20 protein-coding genes are annotated in these 19,656 nt (G+C 70.0%); 13 read left to right on the top strand and 7 right to left on the bottom strand.

Annotated elements, in window-relative coordinates:
- Nucleotides 1-77: 77 nt before the first annotated feature.
- The gene (locus HD596_RS38590; protein ID WP_185074399.1) at nucleotides 78-1,274 is read left to right on the top strand and encodes a chymotrypsin family serine protease; all 1,197 of its coding nucleotides are present in this window, start codon (nucleotides 78-80) and stop codon (nucleotides 1,272-1,274) included.
- Here HD596_RS38590 and HD596_RS38585 read toward each other — a convergent pair.
- Nucleotides 1,267-2,121 carry a hypothetical protein gene (locus HD596_RS38585; protein ID WP_185074398.1) on the bottom strand — a complete coding sequence of 285 codons (855 nt, stop codon included), beginning with the start codon at nucleotides 2,119-2,121 and terminating at the stop codon, nucleotides 1,267-1,269. The genes HD596_RS38590 and HD596_RS38585 overlap by 8 nt on opposite strands.
- A 329-nt stretch (nucleotides 2,122-2,450) precedes the next feature.
- The gene (locus tag HD596_RS38580; RefSeq protein WP_185074397.1) at nucleotides 2,451-3,089 is read right to left on the bottom strand and encodes a TetR/AcrR family transcriptional regulator; all 639 of its coding nucleotides are present in this window, start codon (nucleotides 3,087-3,089) and stop codon (nucleotides 2,451-2,453) included.
- Nucleotides 3,090-3,136: 47 nt separating this feature from the next.
- Between HD596_RS38580 and HD596_RS38575 the strand changes: the two genes are divergently transcribed.
- The 6 genes from HD596_RS38575 to HD596_RS38550 all read left to right on the top strand — a co-directional run bounded on the left by HD596_RS38575 (nucleotide 3,137) and on the right by HD596_RS38550 (nucleotide 8,464).
- Nucleotides 3,137-3,583 (top strand): VOC family protein, encoded by a 447-nt coding sequence (locus tag HD596_RS38575; protein WP_246555154.1) that lies wholly within the window; start codon nucleotides 3,137-3,139, stop codon nucleotides 3,581-3,583.
- A 312-nt stretch (nucleotides 3,584-3,895) separates the two neighbouring features.
- Nucleotides 3,896-4,792 (top strand): helix-turn-helix transcriptional regulator, encoded by an 897-nt coding sequence (locus tag HD596_RS38570; protein WP_185074396.1) that lies wholly within the window; start codon nucleotides 3,896-3,898, stop codon nucleotides 4,790-4,792.
- A 144-nt stretch (nucleotides 4,793-4,936) separates the two neighbouring features.
- Entirely contained in the window at nucleotides 4,937-5,527 is a 591-nt protein-coding gene (locus HD596_RS38565) for a class I SAM-dependent methyltransferase (RefSeq protein WP_185074395.1), read from the top strand.
- Nucleotides 5,524-6,063 carry a TrmH family RNA methyltransferase gene (locus HD596_RS38560; protein WP_185074394.1) on the top strand — a complete coding sequence of 180 codons (540 nt, stop codon included), beginning with the start codon at nucleotides 5,524-5,526 and terminating at the stop codon, nucleotides 6,061-6,063. Before HD596_RS38565 ends, HD596_RS38560 begins: the two co-directional genes overlap by 4 nt.
- A gap of 38 nt (nucleotides 6,064-6,101) precedes the next feature.
- Nucleotides 6,102-6,899, top strand: coding sequence for a glycerophosphodiester phosphodiesterase family protein (locus HD596_RS38555; protein ID WP_221521007.1), 798 nt, complete (start codon nucleotides 6,102-6,104; stop codon nucleotides 6,897-6,899).
- 131 nt (nucleotides 6,900-7,030) lie between these two features.
- Nucleotides 7,031-8,464 carry an MFS transporter gene (locus tag HD596_RS38550; RefSeq protein ID WP_185074392.1) on the top strand — a complete coding sequence of 478 codons (1,434 nt, stop codon included), beginning with the start codon at nucleotides 7,031-7,033 and terminating at the stop codon, nucleotides 8,462-8,464.
- A gap of 1,142 nt (nucleotides 8,465-9,606) precedes the next feature.
- Here HD596_RS38550 and HD596_RS38545 read toward each other — a convergent pair.
- Complete coding sequence (locus HD596_RS38545; protein WP_185074391.1) at nucleotides 9,607-9,786, bottom strand: hypothetical protein; 180 nt, start codon at nucleotides 9,784-9,786, stop codon at nucleotides 9,607-9,609.
- Between the two features lie 1,120 nt (nucleotides 9,787-10,906).
- The gene (locus HD596_RS38540; RefSeq protein ID WP_221519705.1) at nucleotides 10,907-11,446 is read right to left on the bottom strand and encodes a winged helix-turn-helix transcriptional regulator; all 540 of its coding nucleotides are present in this window, start codon (nucleotides 11,444-11,446) and stop codon (nucleotides 10,907-10,909) included.
- 33 nt (nucleotides 11,447-11,479) lie between these two features.
- Here HD596_RS38540 and HD596_RS38535 point away from each other — a divergent pair, with 33 nt between their 5' ends.
- From HD596_RS38535 to HD596_RS60640, 4 genes are all read left to right on the top strand, one after another.
- A complete protein-coding gene (locus HD596_RS38535) occupies nucleotides 11,480-11,989 on the top strand; it encodes a nuclear transport factor 2 family protein (RefSeq protein ID WP_185074390.1) in 510 nt (169 codons plus the stop codon).
- A gap of 422 nt (nucleotides 11,990-12,411) precedes the next feature.
- Complete coding sequence (locus tag HD596_RS38530; RefSeq protein WP_376775969.1) at nucleotides 12,412-12,927, top strand: Clp protease N-terminal domain-containing protein; 516 nt, start codon at nucleotides 12,412-12,414, stop codon at nucleotides 12,925-12,927.
- A 566-nt stretch (nucleotides 12,928-13,493) separates the two neighbouring features.
- Nucleotides 13,494-13,760 carry a MerR family transcriptional regulator gene (locus HD596_RS60645; protein WP_221519704.1) on the top strand — a complete coding sequence of 89 codons (267 nt, stop codon included), beginning with the start codon at nucleotides 13,494-13,496 and terminating at the stop codon, nucleotides 13,758-13,760.
- The gene (locus HD596_RS60640; RefSeq protein ID WP_221519703.1) at nucleotides 13,748-14,173 is read left to right on the top strand and encodes a hypothetical protein; all 426 of its coding nucleotides are present in this window, start codon (nucleotides 13,748-13,750) and stop codon (nucleotides 14,171-14,173) included. The genes HD596_RS60645 and HD596_RS60640 overlap by 13 nt, the downstream gene beginning before the upstream one ends.
- Before the next feature lie 289 nt (nucleotides 14,174-14,462).
- Here HD596_RS60640 and HD596_RS38520 read toward each other — a convergent pair whose 3' ends face one another.
- Nucleotides 14,463-15,206, bottom strand: coding sequence for a polysaccharide deacetylase family protein (locus HD596_RS38520; RefSeq protein WP_185074389.1), 744 nt, complete (start codon nucleotides 15,204-15,206; stop codon nucleotides 14,463-14,465).
- Nucleotides 15,207-15,571: 365 nt separating this feature from the next.
- Between HD596_RS38520 and HD596_RS38515 the strand changes: the two genes are divergently transcribed.
- Nucleotides 15,572-16,189: a hypothetical protein gene (locus HD596_RS38515; protein ID WP_185074388.1), complete on the top strand. Its 618-nt coding sequence runs from the start codon at nucleotides 15,572-15,574 to the stop codon at nucleotides 16,187-16,189.
- Between the two features lie 124 nt (nucleotides 16,190-16,313).
- Nucleotides 16,314-16,658, top strand: a complete 345-nt coding sequence (locus HD596_RS38510; protein ID WP_185074387.1) for an RNA polymerase-binding protein RbpA — start codon at nucleotides 16,314-16,316, stop codon at nucleotides 16,656-16,658.
- A 61-nt stretch (nucleotides 16,659-16,719) separates the two neighbouring features.
- Here the strand turns inward: HD596_RS38510 and HD596_RS38505 are convergent, their stop codons facing one another.
- Together HD596_RS38505 and HD596_RS38500 are read right to left on the bottom strand one after the other, a co-directional pair.
- Nucleotides 16,720-17,208: a hypothetical protein gene (locus tag HD596_RS38505; RefSeq protein WP_185074386.1), complete on the bottom strand. Its 489-nt coding sequence runs from the start codon at nucleotides 17,206-17,208 to the stop codon at nucleotides 16,720-16,722.
- Nucleotides 17,208-19,652, bottom strand: a complete 2,445-nt coding sequence (locus tag HD596_RS38500) for a molybdopterin oxidoreductase family protein (protein WP_185074385.1) — start codon at nucleotides 19,650-19,652, stop codon at nucleotides 17,208-17,210. Before HD596_RS38500 ends, HD596_RS38505 begins: the two co-directional genes overlap by 1 nt.
- Nucleotides 19,653-19,656: the final 4 nt, after the last annotated feature.

Below are 19,656 nucleotides of genomic sequence, written 5' to 3'. Positions count from 1 at the left end.
GAGTTATTTCTTTATGTGCACCATCTCTAGGGGTCATATGAACCAGTAATGTGCCATGACCATCGGAGGTCCGGAAAGTGAAGCGATTATTCGCAATCATCCTCGCCGGCACGCTGACTTTCGGTTTCGGCTCGGCGGCGTCCGCCGATGACGAAAAGCCGGGAGTCCAAAAGGAGTCCACCCCGTTCAGCTACATCTCCCCGGGCGACCGCGACAAACTCATCGCCCAAATACCCCTCCAGCAGGCCGCGAGCAGGATCCGCTGGGCCGTCGAACGCACCAAGGCCCCCGGATTCGCCGGTATCGCGCTCCAGGACGGCCAGGTCGTCCTCTGGTGGAAGGGCTCGCCGCCCGCCGCCGTCCAAACCGCCATCGCCTCCGCGAGACAGGAAGCGCCCATTCAGACCAGGCGCGCGCCGCACTCGCTCGCCGAGCTCGAAGCCGCTTCAGCCGCCGTGGTCGCGCGCATGCGGGCCAACCCCGCCTCGCCGTTCCACACCGTGGTGATCCCTGTCGACGGCAGCGGCCTGGTCGTGCAGACGGAATCGAACCAGGCGGACAAGGCCTCCATCCTCCAGGACATCGCCGTCCCCGTGCGCGTCGTGCAGCACGAGCGGATCACCCCGGCCGGCCGGCTCGACGACACCGCGCCCTTCTACGGCGGAATGCGCATCAACAACAACGACAACAACAGCTTCTGCACCGCCGGCTTCGGCGTCGTGGCCGGCGGCGCCGAATATCTCCTCACGGCCGGCCACTGCGGGAGAACCAACGGTGGTTTCAACAACGGCAACGACAGCCGCTTCGTCGGCACCGCGACCCAGGAACAGGTCTCGCACGACCTGTTGCTGATCTCCACCGACGCCGGCAGCCGGATTTGGGACGGCGGGGTTCCTGGCGGCCTCAACACCGGTGGCGAATTCACCAAGGGCGTGGTCGGCTGGGACTGGGCCTACTCCGGCGAGTACGTCTGCCACTCGGGCTCGCGCAGCGGAGCCGTCTGCAGCATTCAGAACTCCGGCAACTTCACCGCCACCACCTGCGGCAACGACGTGTACGGCAACTATGAGTGCTACACCGACCTCATCTACTCCGAACGCACCAACGGATCGCCCGCCTGCCAGGGCGGCGACAGCGGCGGCCCGGTGTTCACGCTGTCCGGGTCGTCCGACGTCATCGCCAAGGGAACGATCACGGGCTGCGGCGGAAACGCGATGACCTATCAGGACTTCGGCACCGCCTGGCGCGATTTCGGCGTGACACCGATCACCTGATGGCCGACGGCGGCCAGGTGACGGGGATGACGCCGCCCTGCAGGTCGAGCAGAACACGGCCGCCAAGCGCGCTCTTCAGTACGAAGTCGTAACGGATCATCCGGCCGAGTGCGGGCCTGACGCAGTCCTCGGCGGGGACGCCGTCGGCCCGCACACCAACGGCGACCGTTCGCTCCGATTCGATCACCTGCGTCTGGTACGTGACCGGTTCCTGGCCTGGGCACGGTGGGGGCGGGCCGGGCAGGCTCACCGCCAACGAGCGCCCATCCGATGCCAGCCTGGCATCCGCCGCCACCGCGGTCGCTCGAATTTCACCCGGCTTCCAGAGCGCGGCCACTCCGATCGCCGGCCAGGCCACCGGAACGTCGGATCCCCGCACGAAGAACAGCCAGGCCGGCAGCTTCACACCGCCCCTGTCGGTGCCGAACGAAGCCGCACCCAGCTCTGCCCGAACAACCTCCGCGGCATCCGAGGCCGGCCTGGTCATTGCCGCGAACGCCTCCTCGGCTGAGACCAGCGGCAACTCGGCCGGGCCGTCCGGAAGCTCCACCCGGGCCCTTCCCGGAGGCGTTTCAACGGGGCCGAATTTACGGGTGAACGCCCGATTCCGAATTATGGTCTTCAGCCCATCCGACATATGCTCCGGCCCGCCGACTGCCGGGAGATCGCCGATGATCAGCAGTGGCCGTGGAGCCCGATCAACCGGAAAGGTCGCCCAATCGTCAAGGACCTTCGGGGGGATATCGGCTGGCATACGCTTTTGGGTCATCGCCTGCGGGGCATTTCCGCATGCCGCCGAAAACACCAGCAGGAGCGCTAATATCGCCCTTCCTCGGACTTTACCCATACCCTCCAACATAGCGACCGGCTGCAGTGCCGTACAACGGCTGGGAGAATCAGGCGTATCCATTCACGCCTGTGTTGATCAGGCGTTTCTGTAGGGGCATCCGGGGCGTCGCGGAGGCATCGACGGGTGGATGTCGTGGATGCACGCGTCCGCCTACCGGGCGGGTTCCGACGACTGGGGTGGCGCTATCGCGTGCTTCCAGGCCTTTTCGGTTGCTCAGGCGAAATCAGTCGGCGGGCTTGCCGAACCAGCGGGCGAGAGGGTTGTCGCAAACAAGATCAACCGGCGGCTGCTTGACACAGGGCCACTCGTCCGAGCCGTTTGCCTGGTCAGGCCAGGAGTGTGGTGGCGAGGGTTTCGGTGGCCCACGTCTGCCATTGTTCGGAGGACCAGCCGCGCTCGATGGTGAGCAGGTAGAAGACTTCGTGGCTGATGAGGGCGTAGATGATGTCGGCGGCCTGGCGCCGGGTGAGCTGTGGGCGTAGTGCGTGTTTGTCGGCCAGCAGGTCGGCCAGTGCCTGGTGGGCGATGTAGCGCTGCTGCTGGTTGGTAGCCCATTGGGCGGCCATCTCGGGGTCGCTGCCGGCGGCGTCGCGGACGATCTTCATGATGGGTGCGAGGCGGGTGAAGATGGTACGGCTGCCGCCCAGCCAGATCGCCAGGGCCTGTCGTCCGTCGACGGCTTCGCGGGCCTGCTGGACCCAGGGGCGGTCCAGAACCGGGATCGGCTCGTCGTCCCCGACCGCGAGGGTGTCGACGACCTGTTTGAGCACGGTGGCCTTGTTGCCGAAGTGGAAGTAGACGGTCTGCACCGCGACCCCGGCCGCGGCGGCGATCTCCTCCAGCGTGGTCGACGTGTAGCCCTTCGCCGCGAACAGTTCCCGGGCCTGCTCGACGATCCGGCGCTGGGTCGCCCGCGCCTGGGCGGCCCGGCGAGTTCCGGGGGCACTCTTGACACCATCGCTCATTCGCTAGAGCCTACTCTAAAGAGTCTCACTAGAGTTGGCTCTAGCGAATGACCTTGGAGGTGGCCATGGACATGGCGTTGACCGGCTTCCACCACATCAAGCTCCCGGTGAGCGACCTCGCACTCAGCCGGGACTGGTACGAGCGAGTGCTCGGCTTGGCGGTGCATCTGGAGTTCGTCGAGGAGGGCACGCTCATGGGCGTCGCCCTGAAGGATCCGTCCGGGACGGTTGAGCTGGCCCTGCGGTGCGACCCGGCCCGCGCCGCCGCCCTGGCCGGCTTCGACCCGATCGCGCTATGCGTGCCCGGCCGGGCCGAGCTGGCGGCGTGGCACGGCCGGCTGGAGGAACTGGGCGAGCCGCACGGCGGCATCGTCACCGGCGCCGTCGGCCACGTACTGGTCGGGCTGCACGACCCCGACGGCATCGAGATCCGCCTCTACAGCCCCCACCCGCAACCCGGCCAGGGTTCCGAACAGCAAGAACCTCGGCCATAACGTTCGATCCCGGGGGCCATGTCCTTGAGGTGCTGCGCAGCGACCGGCGTGCCTGCAGGCCACCTGCTGGACCACGCAAAGCCGGACAGTCAATGACCACTTCGTGCACCCCGCTCGTACCACCGCATCCCCTTCAGGACGGTTCACAACCACCTTGCGCAGTTCGGTCGGCGAAGGGTCGGGTTCGGGTGGCACGTGGACCGGGCGCCCCGGCCGATGGCCGCCCCAACGGGGGGCCGCAAAGAGTTCCTGCTGTTCCCTGTACTGGCAGAACACCCCACAACATCGGAATCCGGCCTACTCTGCGAAGACATGGACAACCGCAGTGAGGTCCGCGAGTTCCTGGTCTCGCGGCGAGCCAAGATCACCCCGCGGCAGGCCGGGCTGCCCGCCTATGGCGGCCACCGGCGCGTCCCTGGGCTGCGCCGGGAGGAGGTCGCCATGCTCGCCGGCGTCAGCGCCGAATACTACGCCCGCCTGGAAAGAGGCAACCTGAGCGGCGTGTCCGAAAGCGTCCTGGAATCCCTCTCCCGCGCCCTGAAGCTGGACGAAGCCGAACGCGCCCACCTGTTCGACCTGGCCCGAACCGCCAACGCCGGCCCCCGCACCCGCCGCCGCCCCACCCAGCAGCAGATCCGGCCCGGCATCCAGCGCCTCCTGGACTCCATGACCGAGGCGGCCGCCTACGTCCGCAACGGACGCCTGGACATCGTGGCCGCCAACCGGCTCGGCCGGGCCCTGTACGCACCCGTCTTCGACGACCCGGTCCGGCCCGTCAACCTCGCCCGGTTCCGCTTCCTCAACCCCCGCGCCCACGACTTCTACCCTGACTGGGACGAATCCGCCCACACGACCGTGGCCCTGCTGCGTACCGAAGCCGGCCGTGACCCCTACGACCGGGCGCTGACCGACCTCGTCGGCGAACTCGCCACGCGCAGCGAAGAATTCCGCGCCCTGTGGGCCGCCCACAACGTCCGCCTGCACCTCACCGGCGTCAAGAACTTCCACCACCCCGTCGTCGGCGACATCAGCCTCCCCTTCGAGGCCATGCCCCTGCCCGCCGACCCCGGCCTGACCCTCACCGCCTTCAGCGCCGAACCCGGCACCGCGGCCCACGACGCGCTCACCCTCCTCGCCAGCTGGGCCTCCACAGTCGAACAGCCCGAACCAGCCCGGCAAAGCGACCAGACCCGCATCGCGGACGCCTGATCCGCGCCGGCCGCGACCCGGATACGTGCTTGCGCGCCGCGGCTCATCGGCCCCGGGTGGTGTCCATAGTGTTCCGGACCGCCGCGACGGCCGGAGCGGCCGCGTGGGTCGGGGATCCGGGCCGGTCCGGTAACGTTTTGCGACGTGGCCCACTACTTCTCCGAACAGCCGAAGGCAGCGAGCAAGCCGGGCTCCGTCGACCTGGTCCTGCCCGATCTGCACCTGCGGCTGGAGACCGACAGCGGCGTGTTCTCGCCGGAACGGGTCGACGTGGGCACGCGCATCCTGCTGGAGACCGTCCCGCCGCCGCCACAGGAGGGCGATCTGCTCGACCTGGGCTGCGGGTACGGGCCGATCGCGCTGACCATGGCGTCCCGGGCGCCCGAGGCGACTGTATGGGCCGTCGATGTGAACCGGCGCAGCCTGGAGCTGACCGCCAGGAACGCCGAGACTGCAGGCCTTTACAAAGTACGGTCAGCACATATCGATGAAGTACCAGATGACGTGAAATTTCGGGCAATCTGGTCTAATCCTGCGATCCGTATTGGGAAGCAGGCCCTCCACGAAATGCTCACCAGATGGCTGACGCGGCTCACTCCCGACGGCGTCGCCTACCTGGTCGTCCAGAAACACCTCGGCTCGGACTCCCTGCAGCGCTGGCTCGGCGAGCAGGGCTGGCTGGCCTCCCGAGAGGCCAGCCGGGCCGCCTACCGGATCCTGAAGGTGACCCGATGAGAAGGCAACTGCGCCCCACCGACGTCAAGCGGCTCAACCGCACCTGGCGCAGGAACACCCAGAACCGCCTCGCCATGATCATCGAGTCGGTCACCGGCCCGTTCAACATCGGCTCGATCTTCCGCAGCGCCGCCGCGTTCGGCGTGGACGAGATCTGGCTCGCCGGCAACGCCACCCCGCCGACCAACCCCAAAGCGGGCAAGACCGCGCTCGGCACCGAACGCCTGGTCAAGTGGCACGAGCCGATCCCGGCCACCGAGGCGGTCAAGGCCGCCAAGGCGGAGGGCTACACCGTGCACGCCATCGAGCTGACCGCCGAGGCCGTGCCGCTGCACCGCGCCGGCCTGGGCCGCGACGTGTGCCTGGTGGTCGGCAGCGAGGACCACGGCTGCTCCCCCGCGCTGCTCGACGCCGTGGACGGCGTCTGCTACATCCCGCAGGTCGGGCGGGTCGGGTCGTTCAACGTGGCGGTGGCCGCCGCCATCGCGCTGTCCGAGGCTCGCCGCCAGGAGTGGGAGAATCTCCTCGAACCGTAACCGAACCGTTCACCCACGGAAGGCATACTCAGGACGTGCTGAGTCGTCGATTCGCCTTTCTCGACCATCCGGGCCCGCTGGCCTTCGCGCATCGCGGAGGCGCCGCCGAGGGCGCGGAAAACTCCGTCGCGGCCTTCGAGCGGGCGGTCGGGCTCGGCTACACCTATCTGGAGACCGACGCGCACGCCACCTCCGACGGCGTGCTGCTCGCCTTCCACGACCACACGCTCGACCGGGTGACCGACCAGCGGGGCCGCATCTCGGAGCTGCCCTACCGGGCGGTCAGGCAGGCCCGCATCGGCGGCGTTCACGAGATCCCGCTGCTGGAGGACCTGCTGGGCACCTGGCCCGAGATCCGCTTCAACATCGACGTCAAGGAGGCCGCCGCCATCGCGCCGCTGGCCGAGGCGATCCGGCGTACCAACTCCTATGACCGTATCTGCCTGACCTCCTTCTCCGACGAGCGGCTGACGCTGGCCAGGGTGGCGATGGGCAGGGAGGTGTGCTCGGCGCTCGGCCCCCGCGGCGTCGCCGCGCTGCGCGCCGCCGCGTCCACCTCCGGCTACGGCCGCCTGCTGGCCCGCCTGTCGCGCGCCGGCGTCCCGTGCGCGCAGGTGCCGGTGGGCTTCCGCGGGCTGCGGGTGACCACCCGGAGTCTGGTACGTACGGCGCACGCCATCGGCATGCAGGTGCACGTATGGACCGTCAACGACCCCGTACGCATGGAACACCTGCTCGACCTGGGCGTGGACGGCCTCATGACCGACAACGTCTCCGGCCTGCGCACCGTCCTGGAGCGCCGCGGCCAGTGGCATCCCGGCAGCCTGGCCGCGTAACCCGGCCGGACCGCCCGGGCTCCGCAGCACGAGCGAGCATCGGGAGCACGGCGCACCAGCCGCAAGAAGCCAAGAAAGCCCCATAAGCCTGCAGGCCGGACCACCCGGCCGCATAGGAGCGACTCGACACCATGCCCGTACCCGCACCCCCCGCGGCCCTCGACGACTCCCCCGCAGCCCGCAGGCGCGAGCAGCGCGGCTGGTACTTCTACGACTGGGCCAACTCCGCCTTCTACACCACGATCATCTCGGTCTTCCTCGGCCCGTACCTCATCCCGGTCGCCAAGACCGCGGCCTGCGCCAAGGACTTCCCGAACATCGCCCCCGACACGTGCATGGCCGGCTTCGACGCGCTGGTCGAGCGCTACCCGGATCTGGGGTTCGTCGACGTGCTCGGCGCCGACATCAGGCCGGCCGCGTTCTTCGGGCTGACGCTGACGATCGCGGTGTTCCTGCAGATCGTGGTGCTGCCCGCGGTGGGCGCGCTGGCCGACCACACCGGGCGCAAGCGGGAGATGCTCGGCGGTTTCGCCTACGTCGGGGCGCTGGCCACGATGGCCCTGTACTTCGTCGAGGGCGACCGCTACATGCTGGGCGGGGTGCTGTTCATCCTGGCCAACCTCGCCTACGGCTCCTCGGTCGTGATCTACGACTCGTTCCTGCCGCAGATCTCCACCGCCGCCGAGCGCGACAGGGTGTCCTCGCGTGGCTGGGCCATCGGCTATCTGGGCGGCGGCCTGCTGCTGGCCCTCAACCTCGTCCTCTACACGCAGCATGAAAGCCTCGGGGTCGCCGAGGGCATGGCGGTGCGCATCAGCATGATGTCGGCCGGCCTGTGGTGGGCGATCTTCACGATCATCCCGCTGCTGCGGCTGCGCAACCGTCCCGTGCCCGTCCACGAGACCACGGCCATGCGCTCGGTCGGCGGCAGCTTCCGCCAGCTCGCCCGCACCCTGGGCGAGATGCGCCGCTATCCGCTGACGGTGCTGTTCCTGGTGGCGTACCTGATCTACAACGACGGCGTGCAGACGGTGATCGGCAACAGCGCGGCCTTCGCCTCCGAGGCCCTCAAGCTCGACAAGACGGTGCAGATCACGGCCATCCTGATGGTGCAGTTCGTGGCGTTCTTCGGCGCGCTGCTGCTGGGCTGGCTGGCCCGCGGCATCGGCACCAAGCGCACGGTGCTCGCCAGCCTGGTGCTGTGGACGGCGATCGTGGTGGCGGCGCTGTTCGTCGAGGAGGGGCAGGAGCTGCAGTTCTATCTGATGGCGTTCGCGATCGCGATCGTGCTGGGGGGCACGCAGGCGCTGTCGCGCTCGCTGTTCTCGCAGGTGATCCCGAAGGGGCGGGAGGCCGAGTATTTCAGCCTGCTGCAGATCAGCGACAAGGGCTCGGCGTTCATCGGCTCCCTGACGGTCACGATCGCGCTCCAGCAGACCAACAGCTACCGGATCGCCATCCTGTCCATGATCATCTTCTTTGTCATCGGCTTCGTCCTCCTGGCCCTGACCAACCTCCCCAAGGCGATCCGCCAAGCCGGCAACGAGGTCCCCGACCGCATCTGACCCCGGCCACCGGGCGAACCCCTCGCACCCGCTCCCAGGGAAGCGGTGACCCGAGGCGTCATCACACGTGGACGCGCCCCGGGCCAGTCCACACCCTCCTGCCCCCATGAGCAACCGGCCTCCGGGGTCATCCCCGGCGTTCGGCGGCCTCCAGCGGGCGGCCGGACAGCGGGCGGCTGGGTGGTCTGGACGGCGGGCGAACTGGACGGCGGGCGAACTGGACGGCGGGCGAACTGGACGGCGGGCGAACTGGACGGCGGGCGAACTGGACGGCGGGCGAACTGGACGGCGGGCGAACTGGACGGCGGGCGAACTGGACGGCGGGCGGCTGGGTAGGAGGGTTCAGTCGCTTGGGCCATGTGGCGGATCGGGGCTGGGGTCAGGCGGGGGTTCAGAACTCGAGTCGGCGGGAGGGGCGGGGCGGGGGCCGAGCTTGTGGGCGATCCAGAACGCCGTCCCTGCGAGGGCGGCCGTGCCCACGATGGCGAACAGCACCCACCACCCCCCATGGCCGTTGCCGTACGAGTTGCCGGTGGTGCGCTCGGCATCGGGACCCGGCGCACCCGTACCATCGGGCGCGCCGGGAACACCAGGCACGCTAGTACCGGGAGACGAGGATTCCTCCGGGGTCGGCGAGCTGTCGTCGCCAGGCCAACCGCCACTATCGGGCAGAACGGACGAGCCACCGTCGCCGGGTCGAGCCGCCGCGCCGTCGACGTCGTGCGAGGGCGGCCACCCCTCGGCACCATCGAGGGACGACCAGCCTCCATGACCTTCCAGCGACCCCCAAGCCCCAGATTCTGACGGCCCGTTCCCACCGTCAGGCGACCAGCCCACGCCGCCAGGCAGCGAACCTCTTCCACCGGGCAACCAGCCTGCGGCGCCAGGCGTCGAACCTGCCCCGTCAGGCGACAAGCCCACGCCGCCAGACGGCGAACCCGGCCCATCAGTCGACCGGCCCACGGTGCCAGACGGCGAGCCGGCACCACCAAGCGACCGACCCGCGGCGCCAACTTGCCAACCGACACCACCAGACGACGAACCCACGCCGCCAGGTGGCGAGCTGGCGCCACCAGACGACCAGCCTGCCGCGGCAGGTGGCGAGCCTGTACCGGGCCGCGCGGTCGAGCTGTCGGAATGGCCTAGCCCTTGGGGAAGCACGGCGGCGCCACCAGGCCCTTGGGGAAGCATGGCGGCGCCACCAGGCCCTTGGGGAAGCATGGCGGCGCCACCAGGCCCTTGGGGAAGCATGGCGGCGCCACCAGGCCCTTGGGGAAGCATGGCGGCGCCACCAGGCCCTTGGGGAAGCATGGCGGCGCCACCAGCCGGCGAGGCCCTCCTGGAGAGCGGAACCCCGTTGTGCGGCATCTGCGAGCCGCCGACGCCTCGTAGCGCGGGTCCGTTTTCGCCTTTCCAGGGCGGTGAAGCGGCGCCGCCCGACGCAGGAGAATCCGGTCCACCATGGGGGTGCAGATCCGGCCCGCCTCGCGCCGGTGAGCCTCCGTCGTGCGCCCGCGGGTCTCCGCTGGTGCGCGGTGCAGGCGGGCCTGCGGTGCCGCGGGAGGTGTGTGTCGCGTCACCGGTGCCCGCGGGCCCGGGGCCAGGCGAGGCACTCTGCCCCTCGCCGCTCCTCGAACCGTTGGAGGGGGACGGTCGTACTCGTGGGCCCGCCTTTGATCGCCCGCTGTCGGAGGGAGAGTGCGAACCCTTGCCTGGTCCTGAGCCCTCGCCTGATCCGACGCCTGGGCGGTCCCTTGCCGGACCCGTGCGCGCCGCCTTGCCGTCCCCATCGTCGCCCTCCCTGTCATCGTCATCGCCTCCGTCGTCATCCGGGGAGGCGGCGGCGAACTGGACCGTGCCGAGCGGCGTCGCCGCCCGGGCCTCCCGCCGCCCTGGTGGCGCCGCCGTGACGGCCAGGGCGAGCGCGACGGTGACGGCCAGCAGGAGCCATCGTGGTCCCCGTCTCATCGGCGTCTCCCGTCGGTAGTCCCGTACGCTGCCGGTTCTCAGCCTGCGGGCCTACGATGGCGCCTTCGTTAGCGGCGGATGAGAGGTCTCTCATCAGGAGGCGGACGCCCCAATCCCGGAAGCCGTCCAGGGCGGCACTCCGGTCACGACCGTCCGCGATGCTGGACCACGGCAGCACAGCCGGACTCGTTGATCCCGTCGGCGCAGCAACCAGTGCCCCCATCACCTGCGGCCACGACGGCGCGGCGGGCGACCTGTTCACGACGGCCAGGGACGCCCTCAGACCGCGACGGTACGGCCAGCGCCCTCAAAGGGACTACCTGTGGCCGCGACGGCGCGGTCGGCGATCTGGTCGCGACGGCCAGGGACGCCCTCGGGCCGCAACGGTGCGGCCGGCGCCCATAACAACGACGCCCAGGGGCTCAGTCCAGTTGCAGCGGTGCGGCCGACGCCCTCACTACGAGGTCCGGGGGCTCAGTTCAGTCGCGGCGGTGCGGCCGGTGGGCTGGTTGCGGGAGACGGCGGGGTGCTTCGGTGATGATGTGCTGCGAGGAGCATGGTGCCGGGGCCCTGGGCCGCGCCTGGGCCGCGTACGGCTGAGACTGTGTCCGCGGTGGCCTCGCCGCCGCAGTGTGGGCAGGTGACGACAGGGGTGAAGCGCTCGCCGCAGGAGTGCACCAGGAGTGCGGGCGGGCCGCCCGGCGGCGTGGACCAGCGGTCGCCCCAAGCCATCAACGTCAGCAGGGCGGGCACGATGTCGCGGCCCGCCTCGGTGAGGACGTACTCGTGGCGCACAGGACGTTCCTGGTACGGCCGCTTCTCCACCACGCCGGCGGCCACCAGATGTTCCAGGCGGCGGGTCAGGAGGTTGCGCGAGATGCCGAGGTCCTCTGCCAGGTCGTCGAATCTGTGCAGGCCCAGGAACAGGTCGCGCAGGATCAGCGGTGTCCACGGCTCGGCGACCACGCTGACGGCCTGGGCGATGGAGCAGTGCATCTCACCGAACCTGTTCATGGACCCAGGATAGGGGGTTGATAAAGTGAACTCATGATAGTTCACATTCAGGACTCACCTGCCGCCGCCTACCGCCGGGCCGGCGAGGCTCACGACGTCGACGCCCTCGTCGCCACGCTCGCCGACGACGTGGTCTTCCGCTCGCCGCTCAGCGCCAATGCCGCCTTTAAGGGCAAGGAGCAGGTACGGGAGCTGTTCTCGGTCGTGTTCGGCGTGCTGTCGGACCTGCGGTACCAGAAGGACGTCGGCGACGAACGTACGCGGGCCCTGACCGCGACCGCCCGGCTGGGACGTCAGGAGATCCACGAGGCGGCGGTGGTCGAGGTGGGTGAGGACGGGCTGATCGAGGAGATCACCATGTGGATCCGGCCCCTGCCGGGGCTGACGGCGATGATGGCCGCGCTCGGTCCCGGGCTGGCGCGCGCCACCGGCAGACCGGGCCTCCCTTGGCTGGTCGCCGCCGCCGTCAAGCCGCTGGCGGTGATGACCCGCTTCGGCGACAGGACCCTGGTCCCGCTCCTGACCCGCAAGCGTCCCCGCTAGACGCCCCACCACAGGTGCCCTGGCAGCGCCGCCGCTTCCACGGGCACCCTCTCCCACGCTGTCCCCTTCCATGCCGTTCCCACAGGCATCCCCTCCCACGCTGACGCCGCCCCTTCCGACGGCCCCTTCCCACGGCGCTGCCACGCTGCGCCGGTTTGCCCGCGCCACCGATGGCAGGCACCCGCGGGAAAGGTGAAAATGCCGCCCGCCACGCCGTCTCCCCCGCTCCGCCTGCCCCCGGCTCCCCCACTCCGCCCCTCCCGCGCCGCCAATGGCGGGCACCCGCGGGAAGGGCCGGAATGCCGCCTGCCCCGCCGCCTCCCCCGCTCCGTCTGCCCCCGCCGCCTCCCCCACTCCGCCATGCCCCCGCCGACGCGCCTTGCCCGTGCCACCGATGGTGGGTGTCCGCGAGAATGGCTGGAATGTCGTTTGCCCCGCTCGCTCTGGCGGGGACGATGGCCCTGACCAACTGCTTCGCGGGGAGTGGCAGCATGTTTGAGAAGTTGACCGATCGGGCGCGGCGTGTCGTCGTCCTGTCTCAGGACGAGGCCAAAATGCTCAACCACGACTACATCGGTACCGAGCATCTTCTCCTCGGATTGATCCGTGAAGGTGAGGGCGTTGGCGCCACGGTCCTCAAGAACATGGGCCTGAGCCTTGAAGACCTGCGCCGGCAGGTGGAGGAGAGCCAGGGCCGAGGCCAATCCGTTGCGTCGGGATACCTTCCGTTCACCCCGTCGGCCAGCGAAGCCCTCCAGCTGTCGAACCAGGAGTCCTTGCAGCGGGGCCTCGACTACATCGGCACCGAGCACCTCCTGCTCGGGCTCATCCGGGATGGTGCGAGTGTGGCAGCCCAGGTGCTGGTCGAGCTCGGGGTCGACCTTGAACATGTCGGGCCCGCCGCAGACGAACTCGTCCAGCAGCACGTGGCCAAATAGGCGCTCGGAAGCGATCAGAGGCTCGCAGGTGGGGCGGTTGCCGCCAGACGACACCCTGGGTTGAGGGACCGATGGCGCGAGGGACCTGCCGACCATCCTCAGCAGTCTCCGAGGTGCGAGGCACCGCAACGTGCGATGCCTCGAGCGGACTGGGTGACTGACCTGCGCTGGTGAGCGTGGGTCGCCCTGGGGCTGACCTTAGGTCAGGGCGCACGCTGAACGGGTGTCCACTTGAACGCCTGGACTGGCATGGTGCCGATCGACGACACCGCGCTGGCCGTGACGACATGGCGAACCCGGCCCTTCTGTGCTCTACCTCAACGGCCAGTTCGCCAGTCAGCGATACTGGCCGGCGGCTCATCGCCGAACCCGGTAGTGGCTACCGGCATATCACCTACGACGGCGGGCCGCGGCCGATCGAGGCGTTCGACTGCACCTGCTTCGTTCGAGGCGTGAGCGCAGGTCGCCAGTAACCATGGCAACATGCTGCGCAAGGACTTCCGTACCGTTGCTGACGCGGTTCGCGAGCTGTCGAGCGCCCCACGATCACGAGGCTGGCAGAGCGGATGACGGACGGCGTCACGATCGGCCAAGCGGCGGCCTTCGCCGGCGTCACGGGGAAGACCGCGCGGCACTACCACGAGCACGGCCTGATCAACGAGCCGCGCCGCGACAACTCTGGCTACCGGTGCTCCGGATCAGCCGACCTGCTGCGGCTGGTCCAGGTCCGGCCGCCGGCCGAGATCGGGGCGATCCGCGACGCCGACCTGACCGCTTCACCGCCGCGCTCGTCGACGTTGAACGGCGCCTCAACGACCGGATGGACGAGTTGATTGCACAGCGTGACACGCTGCACCGGCTCGCCACCGGCGACCGCGCCATGCTGCCCGACCGCGTTCTCGCGAAGCTGACAAGGTGGCCGCCGAACTCGGCTTCACCCAGGACGAAGTGCGCATGGCCGGGGGGCTTCGACGACCACATCTCCCGGGTCAAGCGCGGCCCCGACGACCCGCGGTACCTGTCTTTGATCAGACGCATGTCGCGCGCCGTCGAGTGGGAACCGGAGGACCACCGGGTCGACGAACTCGCCACAGCATGGGCCGACCACTATCTCGCCCACCCCTCGCTGCTGCCCGTACCGGCCGCGCTTCAGGACCGCACCGACGGTGCCATCCGGCACAGCCTGATCGCCCACGCTATGGAGCGCAGCAGAAGCCGGCCTGAGCTCGCTGAACGCGTCGGTTGAGGCGCATCTGCGGCTCGGCCGGTATCGACATCGCGCACCAGACTCCGCCTGATTGAGCCCGGCGGCTGTATCCCCGGCTCGCCTTGCTTGATCGGGGCGGCTCGTTCGTCTCGCCTGAGGCGTTCGGCGGCAGCGCGTACGCCGGGGAAGAACGTGAGGGCATAACCCGCGAAGAATGGCCCACCTCCCGCTCGGGTGTGTGCTTTCCCCTCCAAATGCGTTCGCCGGAAGGGCGGACGGCGCGTCGTGGGTGGAGGCGGGATTCACGGTCGGGACGGCGACGTCGGGCTCAGCCGAGCAGCTCGGAGACGGTGACGAAACGGTAGCCGTCGCCGCGCAGGGCGGCGATGAGCTGTCCGATCGCCGCGCGGGTGTTCGCGCCGCTGGCGTACCAGGGATGGAGCAGGATGATCGAGCCCGGCCTGGCCTGCGCGCGGACCTCGGTCACGAGCTCGGCGGGGGTGGGGGTGCGGCCCGAGTCGGGCTCGATGTCCCACATGACGGTGTGCCGGTCGTGGTCGGCGAGGTAGAGGGGGAGCGTCAGCAGCTTCTTGCCCGTCGGGGGCCGGAAGTAGACGGTGCCCCGCTGGCCGGCGGCCCGGATGAGGGCGTCGGTCCGCTCGATCTCGTCGGCGACCGTGCCGGGAGCGACGAACACCATCCGGCGGTGGGTGTAGGTGTGGTTGGCCAGTTCGTGCCCGGCCGTCACGAGCGCTCTGCCGTCCTGGGGCCGCGCCTGCAGGTGGGAGCCCACGACGAAGAAGGTGGCGCGCACTTTCTCCTTCCGGAGGACGTCGAGGATCTCCTGGGTGTGTTCGTCCGGACCGTCGTCGAAGGTGAGGGCGACGACCTTCTCCGAGGTCTCGACCCGGGCGGTGAGCTGTCCGGCCAGCTGGAAGGTGCGGGCGTTGGCCAGCCGGTAGAGGCCGAAGGCGGCCAGCAGGAGCACTGCCATGACAGCCGGGAGCACGATCCGCCATCTGCGGCGCGGGGTCGCCGGGGAGCTGCTCTTGCCGGACGAGTGGGCGATCATGGAAGGTCATGGAACCATGACCGGGCCGCCGTGTCGAAGCGGCGTGCGGAGCCGGAACTTCACGTGGCCGTCGGTAGATCGGCGAACTGTCCGCCGCGCCGGTTCGCGCGTTCCCGGCCGAGCTCGTCGATCTGTCGCCGGCCACCCTTAAGCGCAAGCGTGCCGCCGTCGCTTCCTTCTACAAGTGGGGCGGTCCGCCAGCGCTTGCCGGGCCCAGGAAGCCCGACCAGGCCGCACGGGAGCCCACACCAGGCCGCGCCCTGGAGGTTCACCGATCCGAAGAGAGAGCACTGCTCTTGACATCACCTTCTCAAAGAGAGAGCATTGCTCTCGCTAAAGAGCAACGCCCTCTTCAAGGAGCATTGATGGCCCCCAGGCTCACCTCCCTGGCCTTCGCCGCCGCCGGCATCCTCTTCCTCGCCTATCCCGCCATCCGCCCCTCCGGCGACGACGCCACCGCCATGGCCTCCACGGCGTGGGTCGCCGGCCACGCGGCCGCCATGCTCGGCTTCGTGCTGCTCGGCCTGGCCGTGCTCGGGCTGCACCAGGTGCTCGGCGACCGCCTCTCCCTGCGCGCCGCCGCCGTGACCTGGGTGGGTGCGGGGCTGACGCTCCCGTACTACGGCGCCGAGGACTTCGGCCTGAACGTGATCGCCCGGCGCTCCCTCCACGACCAGGCGCCCGCGCTGATGGAACTGGCCGAGGAGTTCAGGTACGGGCCCGTCGCGATCACCATGTTCGCCGTGGGGCTGCTGGTTCTGGCCGTCGGCGCGGTGATGGCCGCGATCGCCGTCTGGCGGTCCGGAACGCTGCCCAAGTGGAGCGGGACGGCTCTGGCGATGGGGTTCGTGCTGTTCATCCCGCAGTTCTTCGGCCCGTACCCGCTGCGGATCGCGCACGGCGCGCTGATCATGATTGGCGCGCTCTGGCTGGCGGCGGCCCTGGTCACAGGGGGGACGCGGGCCCGATCGGCGACTGTGTGAAGAACCGACGCCCCAAGCGCGATTGGATCACCCCGTGGATGGGAATCCCATCACGGTACCAAGCGTTAGACACCGTGGGAGACAGACCCCCCACGCAAGGGGGCCCTGTAGGAGGCATTTAGACATGGGCGAGCGCGCGCTTCGTGGCACCCGGCTCGGGGCAACCAGCTACGAGAACGACCGTAACACGGATCTGGCCCCGCGCCAGGAGGTGTCCTACACCTGTCCTAAGGGCCATCGCTTCGAGGTTCCGCTTGCAGCCGAGGCTGAGATCCCCGCGACCTGGGAGTGCCGCATGTGCGGCGCGACCGCGGTACGGGTGGACGGCGAGCAGCCGGAGTCCAAGAAGGTGAAGCCCCCGCGGACACACTGGGACATGCTCCTGGAGCGGCGGTCGATCGAAGATCTTGAGGAGGTGCTCAACGAGCGGCTCGCGGTTCTGCGGGCCCAGCGTCGTAAGAGCGCCTGACCTCCTCTCACGGTGAAACCCCCGGGCTACCCGCCCGGGGGTTTCTTCATGCCCGCGCCCGTCAGGACAGCAGGGCCTGGGGGGCCGAGTCCTTGAGGCGGGCGTTCGCCCACCGCAGTTGCCGGAGCGTCTGCGGATGGCACCGTTGCGCCAGCGCGAGCAGTTCCCGCTGTTTCGCCGCCTGGGCGGCCTGCGCCAGGAGCTCCCAGTCCAGGGACACCTCCGACGCCGCCAGGTACAGGTGACGCAGGTCGGCCAGCAGGAGCAGGCCGGGCTCGGAGCGGCGGCCGAGCCACTCCGAGGCCTTCTCGCGGGCCTTCTCGCGCAGGCGTGCCGCCACGGAGACGTCATGGGAGGGGTCCAGGTCCAGGCCGTGCTCCTTGCCCGCCTCGGCCAGCTCGCGGACGTGGTCGTGGCACCAGCCCGCCAGGTCGCGGGCGACGTGGTACGTCTCGTGGTCGCTCTTGTGCCGTTCCGACATCCGCAGCAGCAGGTGGGCCAGCTCGCTCTCCGACCGGTGCAGCTCGCGGATCACCAGGTCGAGCTTCATCACATGACCTCCTCGGCCTGCGCGTCGGCGCCTCCGGCCGTCGCGGGGACGTCGGCGGAGACGGGGCGGGAGGCCGCGGTGGTCGGCGCCGGGGACGGGGTGCCGGAGGAGGCCATCACCAGCGAGACCCGGGCCGCCGCGGTCTTGAAGACGGGCTGCTTGGAGGCCGGATCCCAGTCCGTGATCGTCAGCTCGTTGGCGGCCCGCCCGGGCGAGTCCCCGGGACCGGCCCCGTCCGGGCGGTCCCAGTAGCCGTAGTGGAACGGCAGGAAGATCACCCCGTCGCGCATCGAGGTGACCCGCAGCCGCGCCCGTACCGCGCCCCGGGCCGTGGCCACCTCCAGCAGGTCGCCCTCGGCGAAGCCCAGGCGCGCGGCGTCGCCCGGGGACATCTCCACCCACGGCTCCGGGGCGGCCCGCTGGAGCTGGGGCGCCCGCGCGGTCTTGGTCCTGGTGTGGAAGTGGTAGATGGTACGCCCGGTCGTCAGCCAGAACGGGAAGTCGCCGTCCGGCTCCTCGTGCGGCGGCACGTATTCGGCGGCCTTGATGATCGCCTTGCCGTCGGGGTTGAGCGCCTTGTACTCGATGTCCGACAGCGGCGCCCCCGTGACCAGGTCGCGTCCGTAGCCCTCGCAGTAGTCTGGGGCGCTCCAGAACCGGCCGCCGGCGTACAGGCGCTCGGTCCCTTCCGGGTGGCCGTCGTCGCACGGCCACTGGACGCCGCCGCTCCCGCGCAGCCGCGCGTAGGACAGGCCGCTGTAGTCGCACGGACGGCCGCGCGAGCACTCCTTCCAGGCCTCGAACGCCCCCTCGGCGTCGCTCCACTTCACCAGCGGCGCGCCGTCCTTGTCGCGAAGGTCCAGCCGGCGCGCGAGATCGAGGAAGATGTCCAGATCGGGGCGGGCCTCGCCGGGCGGTTCGACGGCCTTGTCCGACAGGTGCACGGTGCGGTCGGCGTTCGTGAACGTGCCGGTCTTCTCCGCCCAGGTCGCGGCGGGCAGCACCACGTCGGCCAGCTGCGCGGTCTCGGTCAGGAAGATGTCCTGTACGACGAGGAACAGCCGCTCCTGGGACAGGATCGACCGGATCCGCGCCAGCTCCGGCAGCGACACCGCCGGGTTCGTCCCCGTCACGTACAGGAAGCGGATCGAGCCCTCCTCCGCGTAACGGAACATCTGCATGGCGTGGGTCGGCGGCGCGTAGTGCGGGATGTCCATGGGATCGACGTTCCAGACGCGGGCGAGGTCGCGCACGTGGGCGTCGTTCGACCAGTTGCGGAAACCCGGCAGGTCGCCGTCGGCGCCGCATTCGCGGGTGTTCTGGGCGGTGGGCTGGCCGTTCATCTGCAGCACGCCGCAGCCGGGCCGGCCGAGCATGCCGCGTACGAGATGGACGTTGTTCACCTGCACGGCGGCGGCGGTCGCCTGGTGCGCCTGGTAGAAGCCCTGCAGGACGGTGGACAGCAGGCGCCGCGCCGTGCCGATCAGGCGGGCGGCCTCGCGCAGCGCGTCCGCGGGCACGTCGCAGATCCGCGCGGCCTCCTCCACCGTGAAGTCGCGCACCCGCTTCTCCAGCTCCTCGAACCCGACCACGTGCTCGCGCACGTACCGCTCGTCGATCCAGCCGTTGGCCAGGATCTCGTGGAGCAGGCCGTTCATCAGGGCGACGTTGGTGCCGGGGCGGTTGGCCAGGTGCACGGCGGCGGCCCGGCTGACCGGGGTCTCGCGCGGGTCCACGCAGACGAGGGCGGGCGGGTTCGGGCCGGCGAGCCGGTCGAGGATCCGCGCCCACAGGACGGTCTGCGTCTCGGCGACGTTGTGCCCGTAAAGGGCGATGACGTCGGCATGGTCGACGTCGGTGTAGGAGCCGGGCTGCCCGTCGCAGCCGAACGACTCCTTGAGTGCGGCCGCCGCCGTCGCCGTGCACAGCCGGGTGTTGCCGTCCAGGTGGTTGGTGCCGATGCCGCCGTGCGCGATCAGCGCGAGCGTGTAGTACTCCTCCAGGAACAGCTGGCCGGTGGTGTAGAAGCCGATCGCGCTGGGGCCGTGCTCGTCGAGGAGCTCCCGTGCGTGGCCGGCCACGCGGTCCATCGCGGTGTCCCAGTCGGTCTCGACCAGGCGCCCGTTCTCGCGTACGAGGGGGCGTACGAGCCGGTCGGGCGCGTTGGCGGCCTGCCAGCCGTACAGGTCCTTCGGCCCGAGGCGGCCGTGGTTGACGCGGTCCTGGGCGCGCCCGCGCACCCCGACGACACGTCCGTCCTTGACCGCGATGTCCAGGCCGTCACCGTTGCTGTGCAGGATCGTCGCGCTCTGCACCCAGCGCTCCACGTCCTGCGCGCGCAGCCCGCTCTCGAGAAAGGAGTCGACGCGGACCGGCCAGGGCTCTCCCGGCCCGTACGGCGTCCGCGTCCCCCATGGCTCGGCGATCCTGTCCACGTACGGCATGCGT

The organism is Nonomuraea jabiensis, from assembly GCF_014204795.1.
Classification (GTDB): Bacteria; Actinomycetota; Actinomycetes; order Streptosporangiales; family Streptosporangiaceae; genus Nonomuraea; species Nonomuraea jabiensis.
The sequence above is the reverse complement of the archived record's forward strand: the minus strand, read 5'-3'. Positions and strand labels throughout refer to the sequence as shown.

Excerpts from the sequence above, each read along its gene's own strand:
- HD596_RS38585 (WP_185074398.1), bottom strand. The coding sequence starts at position 2,121 with ATGGGTAAAGTCCGAGGAAGGGCGATATTAGCGCTCCTGCTGGTGTTT.
- HD596_RS38510 (WP_185074387.1), top strand. The coding sequence starts at position 16,314 with ATGGGCGAGCGCGCGCTTCGTGGCACCCGGCTCGGGGCAACCAGCTAC.
- HD596_RS38580 (WP_185074397.1), bottom strand. The coding sequence starts at position 3,089 with ATGAGCGATGGTGTCAAGAGTGCCCCCGGAACTCGCCGGGCCGCCCAG.
- HD596_RS38575 (WP_246555154.1), top strand. The coding sequence starts at position 3,137 with ATGACCTTGGAGGTGGCCATGGACATGGCGTTGACCGGCTTCCACCAC.
- HD596_RS38570 (WP_185074396.1), top strand. The coding sequence starts at position 3,896 with ATGGACAACCGCAGTGAGGTCCGCGAGTTCCTGGTCTCGCGGCGAGCC.
- HD596_RS38530 (WP_376775969.1), top strand. The coding sequence starts at position 12,412 with ATGTCGTTTGCCCCGCTCGCTCTGGCGGGGACGATGGCCCTGACCAAC.
- HD596_RS38515 (WP_185074388.1), top strand. The coding sequence starts at position 15,572 with ATGGCCCCCAGGCTCACCTCCCTGGCCTTCGCCGCCGCCGGCATCCTC.
- HD596_RS38535 (WP_185074390.1), top strand. The coding sequence starts at position 11,480 with ATGATAGTTCACATTCAGGACTCACCTGCCGCCGCCTACCGCCGGGCC.
- HD596_RS38520 (WP_185074389.1), bottom strand. The coding sequence starts at position 15,206 with ATGATCGCCCACTCGTCCGGCAAGAGCAGCTCCCCGGCGACCCCGCGC.
- HD596_RS60645 (WP_221519704.1), top strand. The coding sequence starts at position 13,494 with ATGACGGACGGCGTCACGATCGGCCAAGCGGCGGCCTTCGCCGGCGTC.
- HD596_RS38500 (WP_185074385.1), bottom strand. The coding sequence starts at position 19,652 with ATGCCGTACGTGGACAGGATCGCCGAGCCATGGGGGACGCGGACGCCG.
- HD596_RS38560 (WP_185074394.1), top strand. The coding sequence starts at position 5,524 with ATGAGAAGGCAACTGCGCCCCACCGACGTCAAGCGGCTCAACCGCACC.
- HD596_RS60640 (WP_221519703.1), top strand. The coding sequence starts at position 13,748 with ATGGACGAGTTGATTGCACAGCGTGACACGCTGCACCGGCTCGCCACC.
- HD596_RS38505 (WP_185074386.1), bottom strand. The coding sequence starts at position 17,208 with ATGAAGCTCGACCTGGTGATCCGCGAGCTGCACCGGTCGGAGAGCGAG.
- HD596_RS38550 (WP_185074392.1), top strand. The coding sequence starts at position 7,031 with ATGCCCGTACCCGCACCCCCCGCGGCCCTCGACGACTCCCCCGCAGCC.
- HD596_RS38540 (WP_221519705.1), bottom strand. The coding sequence starts at position 11,446 with ATGAACAGGTTCGGTGAGATGCACTGCTCCATCGCCCAGGCCGTCAGC.